This is a genomic window from Staphylococcus sp. FSL W8-0271, from assembly GCF_038006605.1.
GTDB lineage: Bacteria > Bacillota > Bacilli > Staphylococcales > Staphylococcaceae > Staphylococcus > Staphylococcus cohnii.
Map to the genome: position 1 here is coordinate 199,844 of NZ_JBBOVM010000001.1, position 25,863 is coordinate 225,706.

Consider the following 25,863-nt stretch of genomic DNA (forward strand, 5'->3'; position numbering starts at 1 on the left):
TAAAAAGGGGGATAAGATTATGAATGATGTAGATGCATCGATTGAAAAAGCGATAACCAAATTTCAAATAGTGATGTTGTATTTAAACAAAGAAATTATTGAAATGGTGAACGAGTCGTCCCTCACAAACTTACTTTCAAGAGAACAAATTGAAGCGATGAGAATTATTCAAACAAAAGGGCAAGTTACGATTAATGAATTGGCTGGATTGCAAAATATATTTAAAACAGCTGCATCAAAAAGAATAGGTAAACTTGAAGAAATGGGTTATGTGCAAAGAGCATACTCAAATAATAAAAGAATAAAATTAGTTCAATTAAGCTTAGAAGGTGAAACATTTTTAAAGCAAGCGACTGCTACAATGACAGAATCAGTAAAAAATCGCTTAGGTGACCAATTTTCACTTGAAGAAATAGAAGATTTTGTAAATCAATTGGAACGAATAGATGAAGCCTTTAGAAAAAGTAAATAATTACCTAGGAATTTAAATGTGTTATACATGGACTTGTAGCAACAGGATGCGTATACTAAATGATATAATTCTAAACAGATATTAACTGAAAAAATATAAATTTTTGATTAGGGGTGACAAATAATGAAAAGAACAGCTGAACGTATACTTGCCTGGATTGGTATTGGCATACAACTACTAGGTGTAATTGTACTTGCGATATTCTTACCATTAGTTGGAAATGGTGACAATAAAAATGCAATGATACAAGCAATGATGGAAGACGATAGTTCGATCACTTATGAAAATGGAGAAGCGGTTATTAATATGTTAAGTGGATTGGTAACTGCAGGTCTTATATTATCTATTGTGCTACTTATAGTAGCTATCATCGGTGCAGTGTTAATTGGAAAAAAAGCAAAAGCTGCTGGTATTTTATTAATCATTGTTGGTGTTATTTCATTAATTGGTAATTGGATTACCGCAATATTGTGGTTAGTAGCAGGTATTATGTTACTTGTGAGAAAGCCACAAAAAGCAATTTATAGTAGAGATGAAGAAGATGATGCAAATCCCTATATCAAAGATGGATCACAAGTAAATGAACATAATAACTCATTTGTATTATCCGAAGATCAAAAAGAGAACGAACAACAAAAAATCAAAGAAAATTATTCCGATGATGATGAGGATAATAAATATAAATATTAATTCGTAATCCAAGTTTGCCTTTGATTGGTAAACTTGGATTTTTTATATTTTATTCAGATTTAATCGTATCCAAAATTAATTGGAGTTGGTTATATAATTGATGTGGTTCTATCTTTGTATTTGTACTTTTAGAATAATGTTGTTTTATAAAATCTTTAGGTGTCATTTGCATCACATTTTTGAAATCTCTCAAATAAGTATTGTATGAACGGAACCCATAGTCTACCCAAATTGATTCACTATTGCCATTTGTTAATAACTCTCTAGATAAACTATAGATTTTAACTTTTTTAATGTATTTGATTAATGAAATATTCATTTTCTTTGAAAATTCTCTAGACAAATAACTACTGTTTACGTAAAAATTTTTGGCAATTAAATTAAGCGTTAATGGTTGTTTGTAATGTTGGTTAATATATTCTACAACGTTTTTAATTAATTTATTTGAGTAAGTCAACTGTCCATATATATTTGCTTGAGAAGAATTGAGGTAATTGATTAATTTAATAACTCCGATGTCTCCATTAAATGAATTATTTTCTAAAATATTTTTTAAAGTTGTAATATAGGTTTCAGTAATCAATTTACTTAATTTATATTTTTCTAGAAGGTTTTCCTGATTTATTAAGGTAAACCGATGATAACTTAAATTATTTACTGAAATACAAGCAAGCATACCTTCTCGATGAATAATGAGGTTTTCTTCAAAATCATATACTACAAATACATCTCCTCGATGAAATATAAAGTTTGATTTTACTTTTTGGAAATGAATCATACCTGAAATGACTAAATATATATTGGAAAAGTTAGATGTATTTAAATGTTCTAATTTATCGCCTTCATCATAAATGATTTGGTTATAATTCATTAAACCCCTCCTTTCCTTAAATGTTAGCTAGTAAAATTGGCAATGATTTATAGTAAAATGAGAATCAGATTAAGTATTAAGGTCTTGAGAGTGTACACAATAAATTCGTTCAAGATATGTAGATATACTTGAATTTAATTTCATTTATTTAAATAGTACTCTTTTTAAATTTAATAAGTCAATTAATGTTGCGTAATTATAATAAAATAAAATTCTAAAACTAAAAAAATGGATAATTTTTTCATCTGTTTATAATATATTCTATTATTGTGCACTAAAATAGTAATAAATCCGAACAATTCGTGAATAATATTGAAGTATTAAATAATTGAAAATATGTTCAGCATTTCATTATGGCAATTATTTTGGTAATTATCGTTATGATTTAGCAATAAAGTTAAGACTTTTAGCTTTTATAAAAGATGTAATATGAACAACTAAAGTAACATTTCAGACAGATAAGCGAAAAAAGTAGATTGTCGAACACGAATGGGTGTAATATCAAGTGAAAAATGAATAGAGATAATTATTAAACTAATTTAAAATATAATAAAATAGGTTGTTCTATTGAGGAAGATAACAAAAACATGTAAATTGATAGTAAAGGTTAATTTAGACATTAAATTGAAATGAACGAATGAGGTGAGCTAAATGATGATGATGATTGGTATACTTACACCACTATTAGTTGTTGGCTTTATAGTTATGTCAATTTTGGAAGAAAAAAAACGAAACAAAAGAAAGCAAGAAAATAACAGCAATGAACAAAAGTAGATTAATAATACTACTAATAACGATGAAGACAACCGAAGAGACGAATGATATATTATCTTATTGTTATAAATCCCTTTTAAATAATAAAGCAAATCCATTAAATGATGTACAAATTAAAATAGTGTAACCTTAGTAAAGTGTAGAATTTTTATTGATACAATATGGGAGTTGAAATATGAAATTGATTTCTAATTTATCAATTTTTATTTCACTCCTAATTTTTATATTTTTAAAGTATACAAACAACATAGTTTTAAAAGTCAGATATCTAAATTTAGCTTAAATACAAATGAATATATCTAGTGTTAAAGTTTCTTACGAGGGAGTGTTCTAGGATGAGTGAAATGGCTTATATATTACAGAGTGTGTTATTACCTATTTTTATAATGATAGCATTAGGATTTATCTTACAGAAAAAGTTCACTCTAGATTTGAAGACTTTAGCTAAATTAAATATCTATGTGTTTGTTCCAGGATTTATTTTTGTAAAATTTTATAAAACAAATTTTGAACTGCGTTTATTATTGTATATTGTAGTGTTTTTCATAATATACATCATTTTTTTATATATAGTGGGAAAAGTTTTAACTTTAGTAAACAAAAGGGATAAGGGCGAGGCTACAACGCTAACCAATAGTGTATTATTTTTTAATTCTGGAAACTATGGTGTCCCAGTCAATGATCTAGTATTCAAGGGTGATCCACTAGCGATGTCAGTACAAGTCATCGTTTTATCATTACAAAATATTTTCACTTTTTCATATGGTATTTTCGCAATACAATCTGCACGAATTGGAAAATTGAAAGCGATGTTAGGTTATTTTAAAATGCCAGTATTATACGCTTTGCTGTTTGCAATTATTTTAAATTATGCTGATATACCTATACCAGAATTTATTTGGACGCCAGCTAACTATGTAGCGGATGCGATGATTGCAATTGCTTTAATTATGTTAGGCGCACAAATTGCCAATATAAACTTTACTTTTAAGTGGTCATTATCATATATTTTTATATTTGTACGCTTAGTGATTGGACCAGTCATCGCATTAATAATTATAAAAATCATGGGTATTGAAGGCGTGATTGCGCAAACTTTGTTTATTGCTTCAGCAATGCCGACGTCAGTAAATAGTTCTGTGATTGCTCAGGAGTATGACAATCACCCAGAACTTGCAGCAGAGCTTGTCTTTTTATCTACTTTATTAAGTTCAATTACTGTGGTGGTTGTTATTTACGCTTCTAAACTACTATTTTAGATACTTAAAAGGTTACATGCATTATCATTCCTTATACTTTTATGCACTGAGAAAAAATATCTCAGTGCTTTTTTGTTTTAGTTTTAATAAATTTGTATGAACTTAAAAATAGCTAATGTATTTTAAAACATTGAAAACAGTATCACTACATTTCTTAATGTAAAAATGTTATATCATTCATTGTTGTTACTTGTTTGATGTATAAAAATTGAACTGAAAATATTTTCTTTATAAAAACAATTTTTATTTTCAAATATATTGTGCTATAAATATAACGTGAGTGACATTGAAAGTAAATAGTTAAAAAAGTAACTATAAATTAAAGGATGGTATATGTGAAAGAGATTGTATTAGGCATAGATATCGGTACAAGTTCTGTTAAAGCCATTGCTATTAATAAAAAAGGTGACGTTTTAGATGTTACTAGTGAACCAATTCATGTTATTAATCAACAAACAGGTTTTAGTGAACAAAATCCAGAAGATTGGTTTGAAGCCTCTAAAGATTGTATAAAGTACTTATTGAATTCGGAAAAGTTAGCAGATATGAAGGTTAAAGGTATATCATTCTCTGGTCAAATGCATAGTTTAGTGTTACTTGACCATCAATTTCAACCACTTAGAAATGCCATTTTATGGAATGATACAAGATCCACATTTCAGTGTGAACAAATAAAACAACAATTTGGTGAATATGTCATGGATAACCCTGTTTTAGAGGGCTTTACGTTAACGAAGTTGTTATGGGTTAAAGAAAATGAACCGTTGATTTGGTCCAAAGCAAATGTCTTTTTACTACCTAAAGATTATGTGAGATTTAAATTCACAGATACGATAAATATGGAATATTCTGACGGATCAAGCACATTGTTAATGGATATAGCAAATAAGTGTTGGAATAAAAATATTTGTGAATATTACGGTGTATACCAACTTTGTCCAAATTTAATTGAATCACAAGATTTTGTAGGGTACCTTAATACTTCAATTGCAGAGGAATTAGGTTTAGATAAAAATGTTGCAGTATATGCTGGGGGCGGAGACAATGCCTGTGGCGCATTAGGAGCAGGCGCTATTAGTGATGGCGATACATTATGTAGTATTGGTACTTCTGGTGTCATATTAGCGTGTGATTCTGAGAATACAGGGACTTATGGTCACAATATACATCATTTTAATCATGTGCTCCCTCAAAAATCATATGCAATGGGTGTCATATTAGCTGCAGGCGATAGTTTAAAATGGTTTCAAAAAAACATTACGCCAAGCTTAACTTATAGTCAAATTTTGGGTGAAGCTAAACAATCTTCTCTAGGGAGTAATGGTTTAATATATGCACCATATTTATCAGGAGAACGTACACCCCATGGTGATAGTCAAATTAGAGGAAGTTTTATTGGCTTAAGTCATATGCATAATAATAAAGATATGGCTCGTGCTGTGATTGAAGGCATCACTTTTGCATTATATGAATCTATCTATTATTTACGTAAAAATGATAAAAAAATTAAAGAAATGATTTCTATCGGTGGTGGGGCTAAAAGTGATTTTTGGCTTCAGTTACAAGCAGATATCTTTAACGCTAAAGTATATAAATTAAAGCATGAAGAAGGACCAAGTATGGGTGCAGCGATGATAGCAGCAAAAGGTGTAGGGTGGTTTAATAATGTCGCTGAGATGGTTCAACAATTTATTCAATATGATAAAGTATTTGAACCCAGTGTAGAACGTCATATGCAATATATGAAATATTTTGCAATATACCAAAAAGTTTACGATGAGACTAAAGAAATAACAAAGGAATTATTAAAAATCTCTCACTAAAATTATGTTATAGCAACAATCATGCATGATTTGTCATGATATTTCCTAGAAAATAATAAGCTGAAAATATATAAGGTTGAAAAAATACAGTTTTTACGTTAAATTAAACATAAGTTAATTGTAAAATTCACATTAATTAAATAGAGCTAAGTTTAACCACTGGAAGTGCCTTTAGGATAAAAAGGCTGAGACTAGCGTGATACGCTAGAATTCCTTGAACCTGATCCAGTTTGTACTGGCGTAGGAAAAGTGGCGTTATAAACCATATTTGTCCGTTCACATTAACGTTATTTTTCCAAATAGGAAAAATAACGTTTTTTTTATTTTAGGAGTGATTATAGTGATTATTGCGATTACCAGTTATCATAAATTAACCAAGCAAGATAGCATTAATTATTGCGAAATTGAACCTTATTTAGATTATCTAATCGTCAGATCACCGATGTGTACTTCTGAGACGATAGAATGGATAAACCAACTAAAGCAACGGCATTTTCCGAAAGATAAAATTATTATTCACAGTGATTATCATGTACTCCAATCTTGCGACTTGTCACGTATACATTTTAGAGAAAATGATGAGCAAATCCATGCTTTAAAACAACATAGTTCAAACATAAAAATAAGTATGTCTACACACAGTCGCCAGTCGATCCAATATGCAGAGGATTTAAATTTGGATTTTGTACTTTATGGGCACGTATTTGAAACAAAGTCTAAAAAAGGGTTAGCACCCAAATCATTAATTGAGATCAACGATGTATTGAAAAGTGATATTCCTGTAGTCGCATTAGGTGGTATTAATTTAAAAACGATGTCTCATTTACCTAAGGGATTTCAAGGTATCGCAGGTATATCAATATTTAATCACTCGATAAAAACAGTACAAGCCTTACACAGAGCATGGTTAAACTATGAAGCAACATAAGGTTAATTATTTACTAATCAATAAGTGAGAAAGGAATGAATCATGATGCATTGCGTTATTAATGGTGATAATTTCACATTTGAAAATCCTTTAAATATACAAGAAATATTACAAACACTCGGTTTAGACGAAAAGAGAGTGATTGTTGAACATAATAAAAAATTAATTAAACAAAACCAATTTCAAGATTATATCGTTAATGATAAAGATTGTTTAGAATTACTAGAATTTGTAGGAGGCGGATAAGATGTTTAAAATAGGAAAATTTGAATTCAATTCAAGATTGTTATTAGGAACTGGTAAATTTGAAACAGAAGCCATTCAAAAGGAAGCTATAAATGCGTCTGAAACAGAGGTTTTAACTTTTGCAGTACGTCGAATGAACTTATATGATGAGAAATTACCTAATCCTTTAGCAAAAGTTGATTTATCGAACTTTGTTACTTTTCCTAATACTGCTGGCGCAACATCAGCTGAGGAAGCGATAAGAATTGCAGAAATTGCTAACCACGCCAATCTTTGTGACATGATTAAAGTAGAAGTGATAGGTGATCAGGAAACCTTACTACCCGATCCTTTAGAAACATATGAAGCATGCAAAGTTTTGTTAGCAAAAGGTTATACAGTGTGTCCTTACATCTCAAATGATGTTGTACTTGCCAAACGTCTAGAAGAATTAGGTGTGCATGCAATTATGCCACTAGCTTCACCTATTGGTACTGGAAGAGGAATAAATAATCCTTTAAATCTACGTTATATTATTGAACGTGCCAATGTACCTGTAATAGTCGATGCAGGTGTAGGATCACCAAAAGATGCATGTCATGCTATGGAATTAGGTGCAGATGCCATTCTATTAAACACAGCAATTTCTAGTGCGAAAGATCCAGGGAAAATGGCAGAAGCTATGAAGTTGGGCATTCAAGCAGGAAGAATGAGTTATCAATCAGGAAGAATACCTGTTAAGTATACAGCTCAAGCTTCAAGTCCAACAGAAGGAATCGGATTTTTATGATGGAAAGGTATTCTCGTCAAATACGTTATAAAAATTTTGGAAGAAATGGTCAGCGTAAACTAGAACAAACACATGTGATGATCGTAGGAGCCGGAGCGTTAGGAAGTCATTGTGCAGAAATATTATCACGTATGGGAGTTGGCGAACTTACAATAATTGATATGGATATTGTAGAAATATCAAATTTACATAGGCAAGCCACTTATACTGAAAATGATGCACAAATGATGGTACCTAAAGTAGAAGCATTAAAAAAGCATTTATTAGATATAAATTCTAATATTAAAATAAACGCATTATACCAAGAAATAACTTGCACCAACATTGAACACATTTTGAGAAAATTTAATCCTGCTATCGTCATGGATGGCATGGATCATTTTAAAATTAGGTATTTAATTAACGAAGCATGCCATAAATTTTCGATACCTTGGATTTATGGGGCTGCAATTGGAAGCCAAGGCACCATTTATGGCATTGATTATAAAGGCCCATGTTTAAAATGTGTGCTAGATAAAATACCTGAATCTGCAGAAAGTTGTTCTATTAATGGTGTGTTGCCTACAGTCATATATCAAGTAGCTAGCATGGAAGTCTCAGAATTATTACGTTGGCTAACATCAGCTGGATTCTCTCAAAAATTAATAACGATAGATACTTTTTCAATTCAGTATCATACAGTGAATATCAACCAACTTAAAAATGACAATTGTAGTATTTGCGTACATCAGCAATATGATTTACTTAATCGACCTCAGCGTACAAACGTAGAGTCTCAATGTGGCGATACATTTTTGCTTCGTTTCGATGAAAAAATGTTTGAATATGCGCATTATCTACCTGCAAAAATTAAAAAAGCAAATAGTTTTGCTAAATTACTTGCTTATAACGGCACCGATATTACTTTATTTAAAGATGGTCGTATGAATGTTTATGGGTTAGAAGATGAAGCACAAGCGCATGCATTATATACGCATTTTGCTAAAAGCATAAAATAGGACGTTTACATTTCTCAAAAGCAAAAATTTTAGAATGAAAATTAATGTTTCTTAAATCGTAACAAGTTTATGACATATTTGTTAACAGCCTTTCTTAACATTGAAACACTATATATTGTGTTTTAAATTATGTTTATATACAATATATAGAAAAGAAGGGGTAAAATGAATAAATTAGAACAAGATTTGACGAAACTCATTACAAAAGATCCTACAGTTATTAACGAAAATGCGAATAAAGATAGTGCTACTTTTTCTACGATGAGAGATTTAACAGCAGGTGTTGTATCTAAATCATATGCTTTAGATTACTTATTGCCTAAACATATAGCAGAGGCACATAAAAGTGGTGATATACATTTCCATGATTTAGATTATCACCCTTTTCAACCACTCACTAACTGTTGTTTGATTGATGCTAAAAACATGTTGAAACATGGCTTTCGAATTGGCAATGCATCTGTAACATCTCCAAAATCAATTCAAACAGCTTCAGCTCAGCTAGTTCAAATTATTGCTAACGTTTCTAGTAGTCAGTATGGGGGTTGTACCATTGATAGAGTAGATGAATTATTAAGTGACTACGTAAAATATAATGAAGCAAAACATCGAAAATTAGCGCAACAATTTGTTGAAGATACACATATTGATGCTTATGTTGATCATCAAATTACACAAGACATTAATGACGCAATTGAAAGTTTAGAATATGAAATAAATACACTTTATACTTCAAATGGACAAACGCCATTTGTCACGCTTGGTTTTGGTCTAGGTATAGATGAATATAGTAGAAAAATTCAACAAGCTATATTGAAAACACGAATAAAAGGACTCGGAAAAGATCGTATTACAGCCATCTTTCCTAAACTCGTTTTTTCCATTAAAAAAGGGGTGAATTTTAGTCAAGATGACCCTAATTATGATATTAAAAAATTAGCATTAGAGTGTTCTACAAAAAGAATGTACCCAGATATATTAAATTATGATAAAACAGTAGAAATTTTAGGTGATTTTAAAGCACCAATGGGTTGTCGTTCTTTTTTACCAGAATGGAAAAATAAGCAAGGTGAAGCAGAAAATAATGGAAGATGTAATTTAGGTGTAGTTACGCTTAATGTACCTAGGATAGCTATAGAATCAAATGGTGATATAGAAAAGTTCTGGGAAATATTTCATGAGAGAATGCAAATTATGCACGATGCATTAGTTTATCGCATTAAACGTATGGAACAAGCTACGCCTGATAACGCCCCTATTTTATATAAAAATGGTGCTTTTAAACATTGTTTAAGTGATGAAGATAGTGTAATGTCACTGTTTAAAAGTAAACGTGCCACGCTGTCGATCGGTTATATAGGTTTGTATGAGGCAGCTACAGTGTTTTATGGCCCGGAATGGGAAAAAACAGCAAGAGGTAAAGCATTTACGCTTCAAATATTAAAAGCTATGAAAGTTTATCAATTGGAATGGACAGAACGCTACGATATTTGGTTCAGTATCTATAGTACACCAAGTGAGTCTTTAACAGATCGTTTTTGCAGATTAGATAAAGAAAAGTTCGGAGATATATTAGATATTACGAGCAAGGGATATTATCAAAATTCGTTCCACTACGATGTGCGAAAAGATATTACACCTTTTGAAAAGATAGATTTTGAAAAAGATTATCCATTTTATGCTAGCGGTGGTTACATACATTATTGTGAATATCCAAAATTAGATCATAATATTAAAGCATTAGAAGCGGTTTGGGATTATTCATATGACAAAATTAGTTATCTAGGAACAAATATCCCCATAGATCATTGTCGTTTATGTGATTTTAAAGGCGATTTTAAAACAACCCCATCAGGATATCAGTGTCCGGAATGTGGAAACAGTGATCCTAAAACCGTAGATGTAGTAAAACGCACATGTGGTTATTTAGGAAATCCAGTGCAACGTCCTACAATCGAAGGTAGACATAAAGAAATTTGTGCAAGAGTAAAACATATGAAAGATCAATCGATATGACAATATTAAATATCATAAATGGACAAGGTTATATTGCCAAAATAGAGTCGCAAAGTTTCGTAGATGGCGAAGGTGTGAGATGTAGTTTATATGTTTCAGGATGTCCATTTGCATGTTTAAATTGCTATAATAAAGTAGCACAAAATTTTAAATATGGTGAAAAATTTAATGATGAAATTTTGAAAGAAATAATAGAAAATTGTGAACCGAATTATATAGAAGGTTTAAGCATTTTAGGCGGGGAGCCATTTTGCAACTTAGACATAACACTCAAATGTGCTCATGCATTTAGACAACGTTTTGGTCATGAAAAAACTTTATGGGTATGGACAGGGTTTTTATTTGAATACTTAAAGAATGATCAATCTCAAAGAAATGAATTATTAAAGAATATAGATGTACTCGTGGACGGCCCTTTCATTCATCACTTATACAAACCCAATTTACCTTATAAAGGTTCATTAAATCAGCGTGTCATCGATGTGCAAAAATCACTAGCTAGCGGTAGAGTTCATGAATATATAATTTAATATTGTGATAGCATAACTATTTCCTGAAATTTAAGCGAATTGCTATTATTATGATATAAAGTTAATTACAATCATAATTAAGACAAAAATAGATATAGTAAAGTGCTATTAAAGGAGCGTATAAGCAATGTGTACAGGTTTTTCATTTATGTCTGAGAATCATCAAGCTATATTAGGTCGAACAATGGATTTTGTTTATCAATTAAAAGGCAATCCAGCAGTTCAACCACGTCACTATTACTGGGAATCACGTATAGAGTATAAAGGTGAAACATTATATGGTTTCGTAGGTTCAGGCAGTGATATGGAAGGTTTTTTATTTGGAGATGGTGTTAATGAGCATGGCATTGGCGTTTCAGTACAATATTTCAGAGGCTACGCTTCTTACGCAAATGAAACTAAAGCAGGCTATATGAATATTGCTCAAAATGAAGTGATAAATTGGATACTAGGTTATAACAAAAATATAGCTGATTTAATAAAAAATGCCCAATCTGTCAATGTTGTGGCGCATACTCTGAATGACCTCTCTGAAGTTCCGCCGTTACATTATCATATTTCTGATGATACGGGTAGAACAGTAGAGCTTACTTTTAATAAAGGTGAAATAGTGGTTAATGACAATCCTGTTGCCGTTTTGACTAACAACCCTGATTTAAATTGGCATTATGAAAATTTAAGGAATTATATAAACATTTCACCCCAAAAACCAAAAGAAAGAAATTTTGCTAATATTAATTTGAAATCCTTAGGAAATGAAGGCGGCACGTATGGCTTACCAGGTGGATATACTTCAGCAGAGAGATTTATTCGCATTGCTTACTTGAAAAATTATTTAGAAGAAGCAACAAATAGTCCAGAACAAGACATACTTAATGCATTTAAATTATTGGAAATCATGAGTATACCTAAAGGTGCAGTTAGAGATGAAGAAAATGAGTTACATTATACGTTGTATCAAACCGTATTAAATTTAACGACACGCACATTTTATATTAAATGGTATAATTCTAATAAAATTACTGAATTACATTTATCAGAAGACTTACTAAATAAAAAAGAAATGACAATTTTTGAGCCAACTGAAGGATTAGCAATAACGCGTTTGAATTAAAATTCAAAGCGAGCACATGTATCGAATGAACTTTAAATAATAAATAACTAATAAAGGACATATAAAAACTGCTGTTTTTATATGTCTTTTTTTATGTTTATTAACAATCATTTTTGATGGAAAAACGTTTTAATCTCACTATTTCACTTAAAAATTCAATTTTTTTACTGACGCATTATAAGTAGTGTTGAGTATTAAATTTGAAATTATAATGATTTAAGAAGGATAAATTGCATTAAATTTAATAATATAAAAAATGATTTTACTATCGAAAAGGAGAGTTAGATAACAATGAGGATATTTAAAGAGTATATGGCTAGGAAAAATAATCGATATTCTATACGTAAATTTACGATTGGAACTGCTTCAGTGCTTTTAGGTAGTTTTTTAATTTTTAACCACAGCGAAGAAGCCCAAGCTGATACTTTACAAAAAGAACAACAAGAAGTAAAAGAAACACCTCCTAAAGTAGATATAGAGAATACACAAAATGATTCAAACATTGATAATATATTAGAAAAAGAAAAAAATAATGACACGATACAGCAACCAACTCAAGCTGAAATTGAAAATAAAGAAATAGAAAAAGAAAGTGTTTCGAATGATACAAAATTAATTCAGGATAGCACTAATATAACTCAGCAACAATCAGAAGCCGATTCCAATGCTATTATTGAAAATAAAGAACAACCAAAGCATTCAGATGTTAAAGAATCAGATAAACAAAGAGATAAACAAGAAAAAACACCTGAAACTATTAAAAATGGTGAAGAAATAAAATCATTAGATATTGAAAAAACAGATACAGATATAAAACCAACGGGTATCGAAAAGCTCGAAAAAACGGATACTGCAATAAAAAGTGAAGCAAAATTGAACGAAAATGAAAGACAGATTAATCAAAATTTGACTTCTATGGAAAATAGAGTTACTGAAATGAAAATTGAAACGATAAACAAAAATATAGAGAAAAACGAAGCAGAAAAAAGCTTGAGTACGAATGAAAAAGATATCAAGAATGACAAGCAACCAGAAAAGCAATATATTCCAAAAACTCGAGTAGTCAGAAGTATCGATAGAAATCGATACTATAATGGCATGCACAATAATTATCATTATTTTGGTCCTAGATTATCTTATAATTCCCTAAGATCGGGAGATAATATTACAACAGCATTTTATGAAGTAGAAAAAAATAGAACGGAATTAACCGAAGAAGAAAGAAAATTATTTCTGAGAAATATTATTAGACAAACTTCATTAAAAAATAATAAATCTGCTTATGACAGAATTTTTAATAGAGATTATTCTGTAGCAGGAAATAGAAAACTCACATCGAGTCAAGCGAATAATATAAACGAATTACTATATAAAATGAAAAATTTAACTGCTAATCGTGATAATCCGAATTATCAAGCTATATATACATTTACAAATCAAAATGATGTAACTAAAAACGATTTTGGTATCGTAAAAGATGAAGTGTTACATGATGGTGAAGCGTTAATTGCAACAATGGAATTGTCAAAAGAAAAAGGTAGAGGAACATACAGATTTGAAAATTATGCAATAAGACCTAATGATAGTCTTAATAAAAAAATAAAAAAAGTTATAGCAGTTTATGAAGGCAGACAAAGACTTATTCTGCGACAAGATCATTTAGGTTATTATTCATATACACGTCCAGACAGTGGTAGAAATGGAGATCCTGATAGAGGCGGCGGTTCAGGAGGTACAGTTAAATTTTATATTTCATTTGATGCCAACCAGTATATTGATGTGAATAAAGACAAGTTATTTGGTTATATTCTAAGTGATACTTTGGATCCGAATGTATTAAGAGGCGTAAATATTACTAACAAAGCTGTTAATATTCAAGAAGTCGCAGATGCAATAAATGGGGCCTTAAAGAAAGAAAAAATAAAAAAAGTAGAAGATGCAATCGGAGTAGTAACACAATTAAAACAACAAGCTGAAACAAAACTAGTTGAGATAACACGAGATCAATTAGTGAACCCATCTGAAAAAGCTGAAATTGATAAAATGAATGTAGATATTGAAAAAGCCAAATCATCAGCAATGCAAATGTTAAACGCTCTACCGGACGAAATTACGAATAAAGATGTATTACGGAAAAGAATAAATGATATTACACCAGTAACATCACCAGAAGTGAACGACGCGGATAGTAACGGCGTCTTAGATACAGAACAATTATCTGAAGCAGCTCAAGCGGTAGCGAATGCCGAGCAAGCCAAAGCTGCAGTTGATACAAAACTTACTGAGATTAATTCAGATAGTTTAGTAACACCAGAGGAAAAGGCAGAAGTAGACGCTTTAATACAAACATTAGAAACTGCGAAACAATTAGCAAAAGAGAAAGTAGATAGTGTAGCAGATATTATAGCAGGAAAGACTGATTTACAAACAAGGTTAAATAACATCGCATCAGTTGTATCGCCAGAGGTGAATGATGCAGATAGTAATGGTGTGTTAGATATTGAACAATTATCAGAAGCGACTGAAGCAGTGATAAATGCCGAACAAGCAAAAACCGAAGTAGATACGAAATTGACTGAAATCACAGCAGATGGTCTAGTAACTCCAAATGAAAAAGCAGACGTAGATGCGTTAATTCAAACATTAGAAACTGCGAAACAAGCAGCGCAAGAGAAACTAGATAGTGTACCGAACAACGCAGAAGGTAAAGCAGAGTTACAAACAAGATTGAATCAAATTACTTCCGTAACATCACCAGAAGTGGATGACGCAGATAGCAATGGTGTTCTGGATGTAGAACAATTATCAGAGGCAGAAAAAGCAATCAAAGCAGTAGAATCAACAAAAGCAGCAGTAGATACTAAACTGGCAGATATTAAATCAGATGGTTTAGTAAATCCAAAAGAGAAGGCAGAAATCGATAAGTTGATTCAAAAATTAGATAAAGAAAAACAAGCAGCGAAAGATAAGCTAGCCCAAGTACCGAACGGCACAGCAGGAAAAGCAGAATTACAAAGAAAACTAGATCAAATTACATCTGTAACATCACCAAAAGTGAACGACGCAGATAGTAATGGTGTCTTAGATACAAAACAAGTTTCGGAAGCCAAAAAAGTAATTGCAGACGCTAAAGCAGCACAAACAAAAATCATTAATAAGATAAAAGAGATTAGAAAAGATGGTCTGATTACTCCTAGTGAGCAAGCTGATTTAGACAAACTAATAGAAAAATTAGATTCATTAAAACGAATTGCAAAAGGAAAAATAAGTAACTTACCAAGCGGTACAGCAAATATTAATGGATTACAGACTAAATTAGATAACATCACAGCAGTAACAAAAGTAAATGATAAAGGTAGTAATAGTATATTAGGTAAGAAACAGGCATTGGATGCAGAGCAAGTAAAAGATAAGCATAATACAAGTCATTTTGAGAATGACGAACAAGCGACTATAAATAGCAAATCGCTAGGCATAAATTTAAGTCAATTTAATGTTCAAAATAATCGTCACAACCTTGAAGTATTAAATAAAAAATCATTTGAAAATCCAAATAAAGAAAATAACTTCAATATGAATTTACCGTATACTGGATTAGACAAAAAGAACCCTTATGCATTCGAAATTCTATTTGGAATTTTAGGGTTAATGATTGTTTATAGAAGATATTCAACAAGTGATAAAAACACAGAACATTAAGTTTGAAACTTAAAAAGTTTCATTGAATTTATAAGCACTTTGGAATGATTAGATTAAAAGTCTAATATCCAAAGTGCTTTTTATTGAAAATTAATCATTTGTAGTAAAAAAAGACTTATTTTGTTCTCAATCATGTAAACAAAATAAGTCTTTAAATGTAATCGTGAAATTTAATATTTTGATAGTAACGATTTAGAAGTCATATTGATTTTCTTCTTCTTTCAAAACTTGTGTATATGCTTTTGAAGTACGTAATGTAGATAAAACTAAATCATCTAATCTAAATAAAATGTCATCATTTACTATCTCACCATTTGAAAAATCACGTTCTTCTATAAATACATAAGTTTGCATAATATGTGCCTTCATATAACCTAATATCGGTTTTAGTTGTGTTTCAGGGATGAGATAATGTTTTGGTGATCCAGCAGTTGCAACTATACTTACTATTTTATCTTTAAATGCATTAACTGGTAGTAAGTCAAATACATTTTTTAATGTACCTGGAATGGAAGCTTGGAAGATAGGAAATCCGATGAAAATGACATCAGCATTCATCAAAGTTTGAGTAAGATATAACGTATCGCCACTATAATCTAAATAATTTCTTCCATCACTAAACACCAATTCTAACTCTTTTAAATCTATAAAATTAACGTGATGCGTATCATCTTGATTATTAAGTGCTTGATTCAAATAAGTCATGGCAGTACGTGTTTTTGAACCAACGCTAGAGCCAGATAGTAATACAATATTCATAGTATCATTGACCTACTTTCTTAAATGTTTTTTTACAGCTGGAATAATCTCATTACCTATAAGTTCTATATTCTTCATAATTTTATTAAACGGAACACCACCAAAATCAATTTGAGCCATAAATCGTTGGTGATTGTATAATTCATGTTGATACAGAATTTTTTCGATGATTTGTTGTGGGCTACCAACCATTAAAGCATCTCTATAATCAGGAGCTTTTGCAAATTGTTGTTTTGGATAACCTGTACCTCTGATAAATGACATTCCAACATTTAGATGTGGGTAGAACTCTTTCAAAGCATCTTGAGTTGTGTTAGCAGTATAAAATAAACTTGCTGTGGATACTGGTAAAGATTCCGGTGAATGATCAAAACCATTTTCTTGTGCAGTGAGTCTGTATTGTTCAATGGACTCTTTAAAGGTCATTGCTGGACCGCCGAGTGTTGTAATCATCATAGGTATACCTTGTCTACCTGCTTTGATAGCACTTGCGGGAGGGCCTCCAACTGCACGCCAAATAGGTAATGTGTCATCAATTGGACGTGGGAAAATCTTTATGTTATTTAAATCAGGTCTAAATTTGCCTGACCAAGTAATTTTATCGGTTTTATTTAATTCCATTAATAAATTAAGTTTTTCTTCATAAAGTTCGTCATAATTATTCAAATCTAATCCAAATAAATCAAATATACCTGTACGTGAAGCGCGACCTGCTACAATTTCAGCTCGGCCATGTGAAATTAAGTCTAAAGTAGCAAAATCTTCAAATACTCTTACAGGATCTGCAGCACTTATAATACTAGAAGAACTGGAAATTTTTATTGTTTTAGTGGCTTGCGCTATGGCACCTAAAACTACTGTGTGTGCTTGTGTTGTAAAATGTTCTTGGTGGCTTTCACCGACACCAAATACATCAATACCAGCTTGTTCAGCTAATTGACTAGCTTCTATAAGTTCATTAATTCTTTGCTCATAACTCACTTTTTCTCCATTATGCGGATTCAATAAATGATCACCTAATGAGTAGAGCCCAAATTCTAATGGAGTATTTTCATTCATTTTTAAATGTGCCATATAATCACCTTTCTATAATTCATGTAGATTATTTTCAATTTCTGTTCGTTGTGCTTCCATAAAGTCTGGTAAATTTAAATGTTTACCCAAATCTTCTATTTTTGTGTCTACCGTAAATCCAGGTTCATTCGTAGCAAATTCGTATAAAATACGATTTTGTCTATAATATAAAGATTTGAAAAAGTATCTGTCTATAATTCCTGAATTATTTTCAGGTTGTTGCTCTATTATTTTATGAATTGAATTTAAATCACTATCTTTTGGTGTATTAACAGCAATATGATGCACATAACCTTGGCCAGGTCTAGCACGTTCACCTTGTTGTTCTACAATAACAAAATCAGTATATAATCCATTTTGATCTAAAGTCATAACATTTTCGTTTACATCTCTTCTAAGTGTATATGACAAGCTATTTTTTAAGAAATCGAGAGTGGCTTGAGCATTTTTAACTCTTAGTTCTACAGGGCCCATGCCTAAAATTTGGTATTGCTCGGGAATCTCAGTATACGGATTTTTTCTCCAAGCATTCGGTGTATGATAATTGCCATTAACTAATAAAATAATCTCCAAACCATCTATATCATTAAAAGTAATGGCAGGCTGATTTAAATAATCTAATGATGTCCATGCAATTTTGAACTGATTTAGTCTTTCTTTAAAAAAATTCAAAGCATTTTCATCAGGAACAAGTAATGATAAGCGATAAATAGAATCAGTTCCAGGACGATTTTTCCCTAAAAGTGGTATTTCAAAAAAACTTAATAACGTACCAGCGGAACCAATTTCATCACCAAAGAATAAATGATACATTTTAGGATTATCTTGGTTAACTGATTTTTCAACCAATCTTAGTCCTAATACTTGAGTATAAAAGTCTTTATTTTTTTGAGCGTTTTTTGTATACATTGAAATGTGATGGTGACCAACGATATTCATATATATACCTCCTCGTAATAAACTTTTCAGTTGCTCGTGTTCTAAGTATAATAGCAATAAAACTTCTCAATACTCATAACCACTATCGTATAGATTAAACACCTTTGGTATAAAAAATATACTAGTTTTGTATAATATATTTCCTTTTCACAAAAAAAGCAAGTTTGAAAGTTTATTAATGATAGAACTATGAAGAATGGTCTGATTTTTAAATATCATAATTAAAGTTTGGTATAATTATTTTTAATAGTGTCTGAAATTTTATTATCAGTAAGCATTAATTAAATATATTAATAAATAACATAGTATTGTGGAAAAGATATGACACGTATTGATGACGAACTAAATCAGGAGTTAAAATATGGATTTATTTTTAGTTTACATTTTAATTGCTATATTTTTAGGTGGATTAGTCAGAACATATTTTGGTTTTGGGGAAGCACTCGTGAGCATGCCACTTTTAACATTGATAGGGCTAAACTTACATACATCTATTTCACTGGTAGGCTTAGCTGGACTAATGGTAGCAAGTTTAAATATATTTTTAGATTATAGGAATATAAAAATTAAAGTATTATTATTGATGTTGTTGGGGAGCTTATTAGGTGTTCCAATTGGCATATTGATTTTACAGCATATTACAACCTCATATATACAATTGATGTTAGGACTATTTTTAATACTTTACGGTGTACCAGTTGTAATTTATGGCACAATGTCACCTTGGCATATTAAAGATTTTAGAAGTACGGTACAAGCACATTTTTTAATTACAGCGATATTTGTAGTGATTGGACAAGCATCTGGAGGGATATGGACTAGCCAAACGGTATCCTTATTTTTGTTGAGCATACCTTGTTTGATTATTTCAGTCATTATTGGAAAGTATCTAATAAATCACACGACTTATCATAATTTTGAAAAATGGATTTACTTATTTATTACAATTTTAGGATTTTTACTATTGTTAATATAAAAACAAAAGGTCGAATTGCGTTCTATTTTTAGAAACGTGATTCGACCTTTAACTATATTTACTATTATTTGGAATTGACATTAATACTTTTATTCAATAATACGAAGAATAAAATGAAAGCAATGGAAATAGCAATGTGACCTAATCCTGAAATACCAGCAATAGCAGGGCTCACTTCAAAACCTTTCATAGTTGCTATACCATTAATAAATTGCATAGCAACCGTTAATAATACCCCGATATGATAAACATAAAAGAAATAATTAAATAAAGTATGATGCTGAGTAAGTTTTAATTGGTGTTCTATCACCATAAATATTAAAAACATGATTGTACCTAATACGAGTAGATGTGTATGCGTTACATTTAATTGCGAATAACCACTAAAATTTTCTGCTTTTGACATCTCTCTATAAAATAGACCACTGAACATGCCTAATAAAGTATAAAATGCTGAACTGAACATTAATTTTTTCATTTTAACGACCTCCTGTAATGAATGTTTAATTTTAATATAAGGTAAGATTATGAACTCTATATGAACGATTAAGTGTTTTTGAAAATTAAAAGAACATATGTTGATTATTATTCAAATGAAATCTATAATAAATGGAGTTTAATTTATTGTAAAAGGTTTATGATTGCGCATAATGTGTATATAGTAATTATATATTATTTTAAAAATAAAACGGGGTAATCATATGTATATTATTGTTCAGTATAGTAAAGGGAATACATTGTTTTATTTACGTAATAAAAATCAAGAACCAATTAATTCAAAAGTAGTAGCAATGTCGAAAAACAAATATAATGAAGCATTGCTACAACATATTTATAGTATACTTTCTCAAACGAATCATAGTGTTGAAGAGTTAGACTTTGTAGTAATTGAAATGAATGACATAGAATCATTAAAAATAAATGCAGTTTGTGAAGTGAGTAGATACTTAGAAACACAGCTAAATAAAAATATCATTGTAACTAATAGTATAGAAACTTTTAATTACAATGAATATTTGAAAAAGTAAAAAGGCGATATGATTAAGCATACAATTACGTAAATGACATTTTAAATAAACATTTTTGATGAATTTACACACATTTTAATTATGCATGTACATATTGTGTTATATGATCGTCAACTGTTTCGTTCACAACGTCAGTAAGGTTTTGACATATTACGATAAAATAAATTCATAATAATTTTCACCAAGTATATTTTTAGCTGTGTAAACTGAAGAGTTTAAATTTTGTTTAACAAAATTTGGTACTTCGTCTTGTTTAATGTCATACATCACTTCAATTTCTTTAGAAAATAAGCGATGTTGTTTTTTAAAATATAATTCTAAATCTGGCAAATGTTTTGAAACGGTTTTTTCATTGCTATTAAGTTTTTTAAGTGTATCTATATAAATATTTAAATCTCTAGCTCCTACAATTTTAGTACCTTGGTTATCGTTATTTACTATGACAACTGTAGGGAAACCTCGAACACCTAATTCACGTACCAAGTTAAAATCGTTTGATAGTAATTGCTGACCTTGCGTACTATTTGCTAAATCAAAAATAGTTTCAATATTAATTGATTTATTATTTTTATATAAAGTTTGTACAATTGATTTAAGTATTTTGTCATCAGAAATATTTTGGTTAAAGACGAAAACAGCTTCTCTAACTAATCTAATAAATTCAATAGCAGTAGCCGGAGAATCTAATTGCTGAATCGCTTTATACAACCGAGATGCTGGATATGAAGATTGCACAGGATCTATTTCCATAATCGTACCATCGATAGGCATGCGTGAATATTGACCTACTTCTTGCCAATGTGGTGTCACATCAGCTGGTTTATAAATGCCATTTGCAGGGTCAATAGGACCATCACCCCAAGCTTCTAAAAGGCCGCCCATAATCATTTGAAAATTAAACAAATGACCGTATTGTACTAATAGTTTATTTAAAATTGGTTCGAAAGCCCAACAATGTGAACACATAGGATCAGTTACATAATATAAAGTTAAATTTGGACTTTGGTTATTTAAGTTAATGTCTTCTACTTCTTTTTCTTCACTCGGTTTGCAAACACCCGAATAAATATCACATACCATATTTTTTTCCATAATTGTACCTCCGTAGTTTAATTAAATTGATATACTCTTATGATAAGTAGTAATATGAATAATAAGTACCAACAAATTGTAGAAAATGTTGAATATTCAACATTTAGTATTTAATGTTGGGGGAAAATGAGGGAGTCGAATGGTACAATCAAAATCAGACTTGCGCGTCATTAAAACGAGAAAATCTATTATGCAAGCGTTTATCCAATTGTCTAGTGATAAAGATTTTAAAAGTATAACTGTGAAAGATATTACACAAGAGGCACTTATTAATAGAGCTACGTTCTATTATCATTTTAGTGATATCTATGATTTGTTAGAAAAAGCGCTTGCTGAAGAACTATTAATTAATTTAAATTATGAATATTTTAAAGATAATCCATTGAATGAAAGAACAATTGTCGATATCTTTAAAGTAGTGGCAGAGTTTCAATTGTCTTTAAATAGAAGATGTCATAGAAGTTATCCAGAGACGATAGATTATATTGTTCAAGAACATATTGCAAATGTATTGTATAAATTGTTGGCTGATATTGATTTTGAAGATGATAGCACGCGACAATTGGCTGCAAACATGATAAGTGCAAGTATCTATAAAGCAGCTGAAACATGGTATCAAAAAAATAATGAAATGTTACCTGAAGATTATATTAAACGCATCACGCCTTATATGATTTCTGGTTTGGTAGCGCGTGACTAAGATAAAAATGAAAAGGGGTCGTTAAAATGAGTATTATTATCATTATATTACAAATCATTTTGGGAATATTTTTTATCATGACAGGGTCTAAAATTTTATCTGGTGCAATGAAACAAGATTTTGCGCGTCTTGGCTACCCACCTATTTTTAATCAAATTACAGGAATTTTTGAATTTGTAGGTGGCCTAGGCATGTTGATAGGTGTGTTGTATAGCGTGATTGCATTATTATCAAGTATATTATTAGGTGCAACGATGTTTGTTGGTGCAATCTCATTGATTTTCTTAGGCAAGGACCCAATTAAAAAAGCAATTCCAGCTATTGTACTCTTTTTATTGAACTTTATAGTATTCATTTATTATATTTAAAATAATGATTAATTTTAATATCCCCATATAACGACAGGTTGAGTTGTTTGTATGGGGATATTATTATGTGTAAATTATGCTAAACCTTGAATCCTTAAAACAATTTCTGCTACAAGGGCAGAACCTACGTATGTACTGAGTAATATTACGATACCGACGACAATTGTTTTCCAACCTAACTTAGCAAAATCGGCCCAGGAATTTCCTATAGAAACGCCTGCATATGCAACAACTGGTGTAGCTAATGACAACAGGTCTGCTTTTTCAGTCCATTCAACAATGTGTGATGATCCAGGTATGCCAGGCATTGTAATGATGAGCCCAATTATACCAATATAAGCAATACTAGGTATGTTGAGAGGAACAATATCACGTAAGATTAAACCTATTAATGCAATACCCATTAACGTAAGGATGCCAGGTAAAGCTACTATGGGCATTACACTATAACCAATCCAATTACTAAAGAGTGAAATAATGCCTACTACACATAATGTGAGTATCCAGTTTGTAACTTTCGAATTCATGATCATTGCTCCTTATCTTTTGTGAATTTTGATTTGATATGCATAATAAAGCTGTAGTATTTTCGAGTTAATGGCAGAGCAATTAATATCCCCACATAAAGTCCTGTGACAGATGTAAGTAAATTACTCACACCAGAAAATGCTGTAATTGTACTAGCTTGGTCAGGGTACATTTCAACTAAGGGACCTAGTGCAGCAGCAGTCATAACACCACTTCCTACGCCTGTCGCCATTGCAAATGCTAATGGGCTAAATGGTAAAACGGAGATTAGAATGCCGGAGAAAACACTAAAAAATATTGCCCCAAATATTGTTCCGAATATATACATCGACATGACGCCTCGCCATTCAGGAGAAGTGATACCATATTTTTCAGTGATAAGTGCTAAGTTAGGCTCTCTTCCTATTGAATGTGTCATGCCTATAGATTCTCTGCGTAAACCTAAAAGTATAGCCAGCGGTAATGAAATAATAATAGTAGCTAAATTACCGGCTTCTTGAAGTATTAAAGCGGGTCCAGCAGCAATAATTTTAGGAAGTGCAGGTCCAGCCTCTACCCCGAATTTTGCTATGAGTAATGCTACAGAAATAAAGACCATTGGTTCAGAGTTCTTAGCTTGTCTTTTACTGATAATAGGTGTGAAATATACGCCCAAACCGAGTAATACTGCATAAACTACTGGTAATAAAAGGATTGATGTTATACCTAATGGTATTTTATGTGCGCCGATTACTTCAGAAATGATCATAATGATTAAAACAATGCCATGTAATCTCCAATCTTTCCAAAGAATGTTTTGTTGTTTCATAACAATCCTCCTAATAAAAAAGTCTGAAAATTCAAAATAATAATAAAGCCTATTTTATACTTACTAATTCAAAATTAAAAGGGGGTTAAAGATAATATTATTAATTATTAATAAAAGGGATATGTAAAAATCATAAAAAGTGTATAATGTAATTGATTTGTTGAAAGGTGTGTAAAGTATGAGACGAGCGTATAAGCAACTTGTTTTAGGTATGTTGTGTTTGTTTATTGTTATGGCAATTGGACGTTTTGCATATACCCCCATTATGCCTTTTATGCAGCTTAATAGCGGTATGGATAATCCAAGTGCTGGTATGTTAGCTACATATAATTACTTAGGTTATCTTATTGGAGCAATGATTCCAATTTGGATTATTGTATTTAATAAGGTAGTGGATCTTAAAATATATTTAATTATCAATATTATTTCAACACTATTCATGGGTTTTTTTGATAATTATATCTCATGGGCAATTTTTAGATTTGTTGCTGGTGTTTCTAGTGGTACTGTTTTTGTATTGGCATCAAATGTTGCGTTAGAAGCATTAAAAATGGTTCGAAAAGAACGTATTTCTGGTTTGCTATATAGTGGTGTAGGGTTAGGCATTTTTACAAGTAGTATCTTTATTTTTTTATTCACTTCAGTGAATACATGGAAAACGACATGGGTTTTGCTCGGTATTTTTTCATTAATCATGGCGATTTTTATTATATTTGGTATGCGTGAAAATGATGTTGCTGAATACGAAAGTCATAAAACAAACGAAAATCAATCTAATGTATCTAATAAATTGAAGAAAAAATTTATTTGGGGTTTTTCCATTGCGTATTTTTGTGAAGGAGCTGGATATATTATTACAGGAACTTTTTTAGTGGCTATTGTTAAATCAATACCCTCATTGTCAGATTATGCGGCATTAAGTTGGATGTTTGTTGGGTTAGGTGCGATACCATCGACCATTCTTTGGTCTATGTTGGCTGATGTTTTAGGTCATGGTAAGGCAACGTATTTAGCCTTTATTTTACAAATAATAAGTGTAGTTTTTACCGATATTCTCAGAAAGTATGTTGAGTTTAATACTAAGTTCATTATTATTTGGTTCAACGTTTTTAGGGCTTACTACATTATTTATGTCCAAAGCACAAGCTTTAATGTATCAGAATAATAGTAGATTGAACTTAGTTGCGATATTGACTGTCATATACAGTTTGGGACAAATGATTGCACCTGCATTATCTGGGTTATTAATTGGAAACGAAGGGAACTTCAATGCAGCATTGATTTTTGCTGCTGTAATTTTATGTGTAGGTTTATTTAGTAGTATGTATAGTTACCGGACTAGGAATTAAATGAGATTTGTCTTATAACTTTGATGGTTTTGCTAAAAGTATGAAGAAACAAT

General features: G+C 30.7%; 25 protein-coding genes, 1 pseudogene and 1 riboswitch. Of the genes and pseudogenes, 18 read left to right on the plus strand and 8 right to left on the minus strand.

Annotated elements, in window-relative coordinates; translation table 11 throughout:
• The first annotated feature begins 19 nt into the window (after positions 1–19).
• Entirely contained in the window at positions 20–472 is a 453-nt protein-coding gene (locus NST87_RS00970) for a MarR family winged helix-turn-helix transcriptional regulator (protein ID WP_019469168.1), read from the plus strand.
• A gap of 123 nt (positions 473–595) precedes the next feature.
• Positions 596–1,162 (plus strand): DUF4064 domain-containing protein, encoded by a 567-nt coding sequence (locus NST87_RS00975; protein ID WP_019469167.1) that lies wholly within the window; start codon positions 596–598, stop codon positions 1,160–1,162.
• 49 nt (positions 1,163–1,211) lie between these two features.
• Here NST87_RS00975 and NST87_RS00980 read toward each other — a convergent pair whose 3' ends face one another.
• Positions 1,212–2,033 (minus strand): AraC family transcriptional regulator, encoded by an 822-nt coding sequence (locus tag NST87_RS00980; protein WP_040030345.1) that lies wholly within the window; start codon positions 2,031–2,033, stop codon positions 1,212–1,214.
• A 651-nt stretch (positions 2,034–2,684) separates the two neighbouring features.
• Between NST87_RS00980 and NST87_RS00985 the strand changes: the two genes are divergently transcribed.
• From NST87_RS00985 to NST87_RS01035, 11 genes are all read left to right on the plus strand, one after another.
• Positions 2,685–2,807, plus strand: coding sequence for a hypothetical protein (locus tag NST87_RS00985; protein WP_256217581.1), 123 nt, complete (start codon positions 2,685–2,687; stop codon positions 2,805–2,807).
• 335 nt (positions 2,808–3,142) lie between these two features.
• The gene (locus NST87_RS00990; RefSeq protein WP_340721211.1) at positions 3,143–4,066 is read left to right on the plus strand and encodes an AEC family transporter; all 924 of its coding nucleotides are present in this window, start codon (positions 3,143–3,145) and stop codon (positions 4,064–4,066) included.
• A gap of 335 nt (positions 4,067–4,401) precedes the next feature.
• Positions 4,402–5,889 carry a xylulokinase gene (xylB, locus tag NST87_RS00995; protein ID WP_019469163.1) on the plus strand — a complete coding sequence of 496 codons (1,488 nt, stop codon included), beginning with the start codon at positions 4,402–4,404 and terminating at the stop codon, positions 5,887–5,889.
• A gap of 151 nt (positions 5,890–6,040) precedes the next feature.
• Positions 6,041–6,154, plus strand: a riboswitch (TPP riboswitch).
• Between the two features lie 75 nt (positions 6,155–6,229).
• Positions 6,230–6,817, plus strand: coding sequence for a thiamine phosphate synthase (locus NST87_RS01000; RefSeq protein WP_145353248.1), 588 nt, complete (start codon positions 6,230–6,232; stop codon positions 6,815–6,817).
• A 45-nt stretch (positions 6,818–6,862) separates the two neighbouring features.
• Positions 6,863–7,063, plus strand: a complete 201-nt coding sequence (gene thiS, locus NST87_RS01005; protein ID WP_019469161.1) for a sulfur carrier protein ThiS — start codon at positions 6,863–6,865, stop codon at positions 7,061–7,063.
• A 1-nt stretch (position 7,064) separates the two neighbouring features.
• Positions 7,065–7,832 (plus strand): thiazole synthase, encoded by a 768-nt coding sequence (locus NST87_RS01010; protein WP_040030344.1) that lies wholly within the window; start codon positions 7,065–7,067, stop codon positions 7,830–7,832.
• Positions 7,832–8,830, plus strand: a complete 999-nt coding sequence (locus NST87_RS01015; RefSeq protein ID WP_040030354.1) for a HesA/MoeB/ThiF family protein — start codon at positions 7,832–7,834, stop codon at positions 8,828–8,830. Before NST87_RS01010 ends, NST87_RS01015 begins: the two co-directional genes overlap by 1 nt.
• A gap of 165 nt (positions 8,831–8,995) precedes the next feature.
• On the plus strand, positions 8,996–10,846 hold the full coding sequence (gene nrdD, locus NST87_RS01020) for an anaerobic ribonucleoside-triphosphate reductase (RefSeq protein ID WP_071562197.1): 1,851 nt from the start codon (positions 8,996–8,998) through the stop codon (positions 10,844–10,846).
• A complete protein-coding gene (nrdG, locus tag NST87_RS01025; protein ID WP_040030342.1) occupies positions 10,843–11,376 on the plus strand; it encodes an anaerobic ribonucleoside-triphosphate reductase activating protein in 534 nt (177 codons plus the stop codon). Before nrdD ends, nrdG begins: the two co-directional genes overlap by 4 nt.
• 127 nt (positions 11,377–11,503) lie before the next feature.
• Positions 11,504–12,490, plus strand: coding sequence for a choloylglycine hydrolase family protein (locus tag NST87_RS01030; protein ID WP_040030341.1), 987 nt, complete (start codon positions 11,504–11,506; stop codon positions 12,488–12,490).
• A gap of 291 nt (positions 12,491–12,781) precedes the next feature.
• A complete protein-coding gene (locus tag NST87_RS01035; protein ID WP_040030340.1) occupies positions 12,782–16,189 on the plus strand; it encodes a GA-like domain-containing protein in 3,408 nt (1,135 codons plus the stop codon).
• A gap of 192 nt (positions 16,190–16,381) precedes the next feature.
• Here NST87_RS01035 and NST87_RS01040 read toward each other — a convergent pair whose 3' ends face one another.
• From NST87_RS01040 to NST87_RS01050, 3 genes are read right to left on the minus strand one after another with little or no spacing between them, the layout of a single operon-like run.
• Positions 16,382–16,948, minus strand: a complete 567-nt coding sequence (locus NST87_RS01040) for an NADPH-dependent FMN reductase (protein WP_040030339.1) — start codon at positions 16,946–16,948, stop codon at positions 16,382–16,384.
• Between the two features lie 12 nt (positions 16,949–16,960).
• On the minus strand, positions 16,961–18,022 hold the full coding sequence (locus tag NST87_RS01045) for an LLM class flavin-dependent oxidoreductase (RefSeq protein ID WP_040030338.1): 1,062 nt from the start codon (positions 18,020–18,022) through the stop codon (positions 16,961–16,963).
• 12 nt (positions 18,023–18,034) lie between these two features.
• The gene (locus NST87_RS01050; RefSeq protein ID WP_040030337.1) at positions 18,035–18,961 is read right to left on the minus strand and encodes a VOC family protein; all 927 of its coding nucleotides are present in this window, start codon (positions 18,959–18,961) and stop codon (positions 18,035–18,037) included.
• Positions 18,962–19,322: 361 nt separating this feature from the next.
• On the opposite strand from NST87_RS01050, the gene NST87_RS01055 reads away from it, so the two are divergent.
• Positions 19,323–19,937, plus strand: a complete 615-nt coding sequence (locus NST87_RS01055) for a TSUP family transporter (protein WP_040030336.1) — start codon at positions 19,323–19,325, stop codon at positions 19,935–19,937.
• A 64-nt stretch (positions 19,938–20,001) separates the two neighbouring features.
• On the opposite strand, the gene NST87_RS01060 is transcribed toward NST87_RS01055, so the two are convergent.
• Positions 20,002–20,415, minus strand: coding sequence for a DUF2871 domain-containing protein (locus NST87_RS01060; protein ID WP_340721216.1), 414 nt, complete (start codon positions 20,413–20,415; stop codon positions 20,002–20,004).
• Positions 20,416–20,638: 223 nt separating this feature from the next.
• Here NST87_RS01060 and NST87_RS01065 point away from each other — a divergent pair, with 223 nt between their 5' ends.
• On the plus strand, positions 20,639–20,965 hold the full coding sequence (locus NST87_RS01065; RefSeq protein ID WP_040030334.1) for a hypothetical protein: 327 nt from the start codon (positions 20,639–20,641) through the stop codon (positions 20,963–20,965).
• A gap of 150 nt (positions 20,966–21,115) precedes the next feature.
• On the opposite strand, the gene NST87_RS01070 is transcribed toward NST87_RS01065, so the two are convergent.
• Entirely contained in the window at positions 21,116–22,057 is a 942-nt protein-coding gene (locus tag NST87_RS01070) for a DsbA family protein (RefSeq protein ID WP_071562196.1), read from the minus strand.
• A gap of 139 nt (positions 22,058–22,196) precedes the next feature.
• Between NST87_RS01070 and NST87_RS01075 the strand changes: the two genes are divergently transcribed.
• Positions 22,197–22,757: a TetR family transcriptional regulator gene (locus NST87_RS01075; RefSeq protein WP_040030333.1), complete on the plus strand. Its 561-nt coding sequence runs from the start codon at positions 22,197–22,199 to the stop codon at positions 22,755–22,757.
• Between the two features lie 26 nt (positions 22,758–22,783).
• Complete coding sequence (locus NST87_RS01080) at positions 22,784–23,125, plus strand: DoxX family protein (protein WP_040030332.1); 342 nt, start codon at positions 22,784–22,786, stop codon at positions 23,123–23,125.
• 74 nt (positions 23,126–23,199) lie between these two features.
• Here the strand turns inward: NST87_RS01080 and NST87_RS01085 are convergent, their stop codons facing one another.
• Positions 23,200–23,652 (minus strand): hypothetical protein, encoded by a 453-nt coding sequence (locus NST87_RS01085; protein ID WP_040030331.1) that lies wholly within the window; start codon positions 23,650–23,652, stop codon positions 23,200–23,202.
• A gap of 2 nt (positions 23,653–23,654) precedes the next feature.
• A complete protein-coding gene (locus NST87_RS01090) occupies positions 23,655–24,461 on the minus strand; it encodes a DUF3100 domain-containing protein (protein ID WP_040030330.1) in 807 nt (268 codons plus the stop codon).
• Positions 24,462–24,639: 178 nt separating this feature from the next.
• On the opposite strand from NST87_RS01090, the pseudogene NST87_RS01095 reads away from it, so the two are divergent.
• Positions 24,640–25,810, plus strand: a pseudogene (locus NST87_RS01095) (YbfB/YjiJ family MFS transporter).
• Positions 25,811–25,863 lie beyond the last annotated feature (53 nt).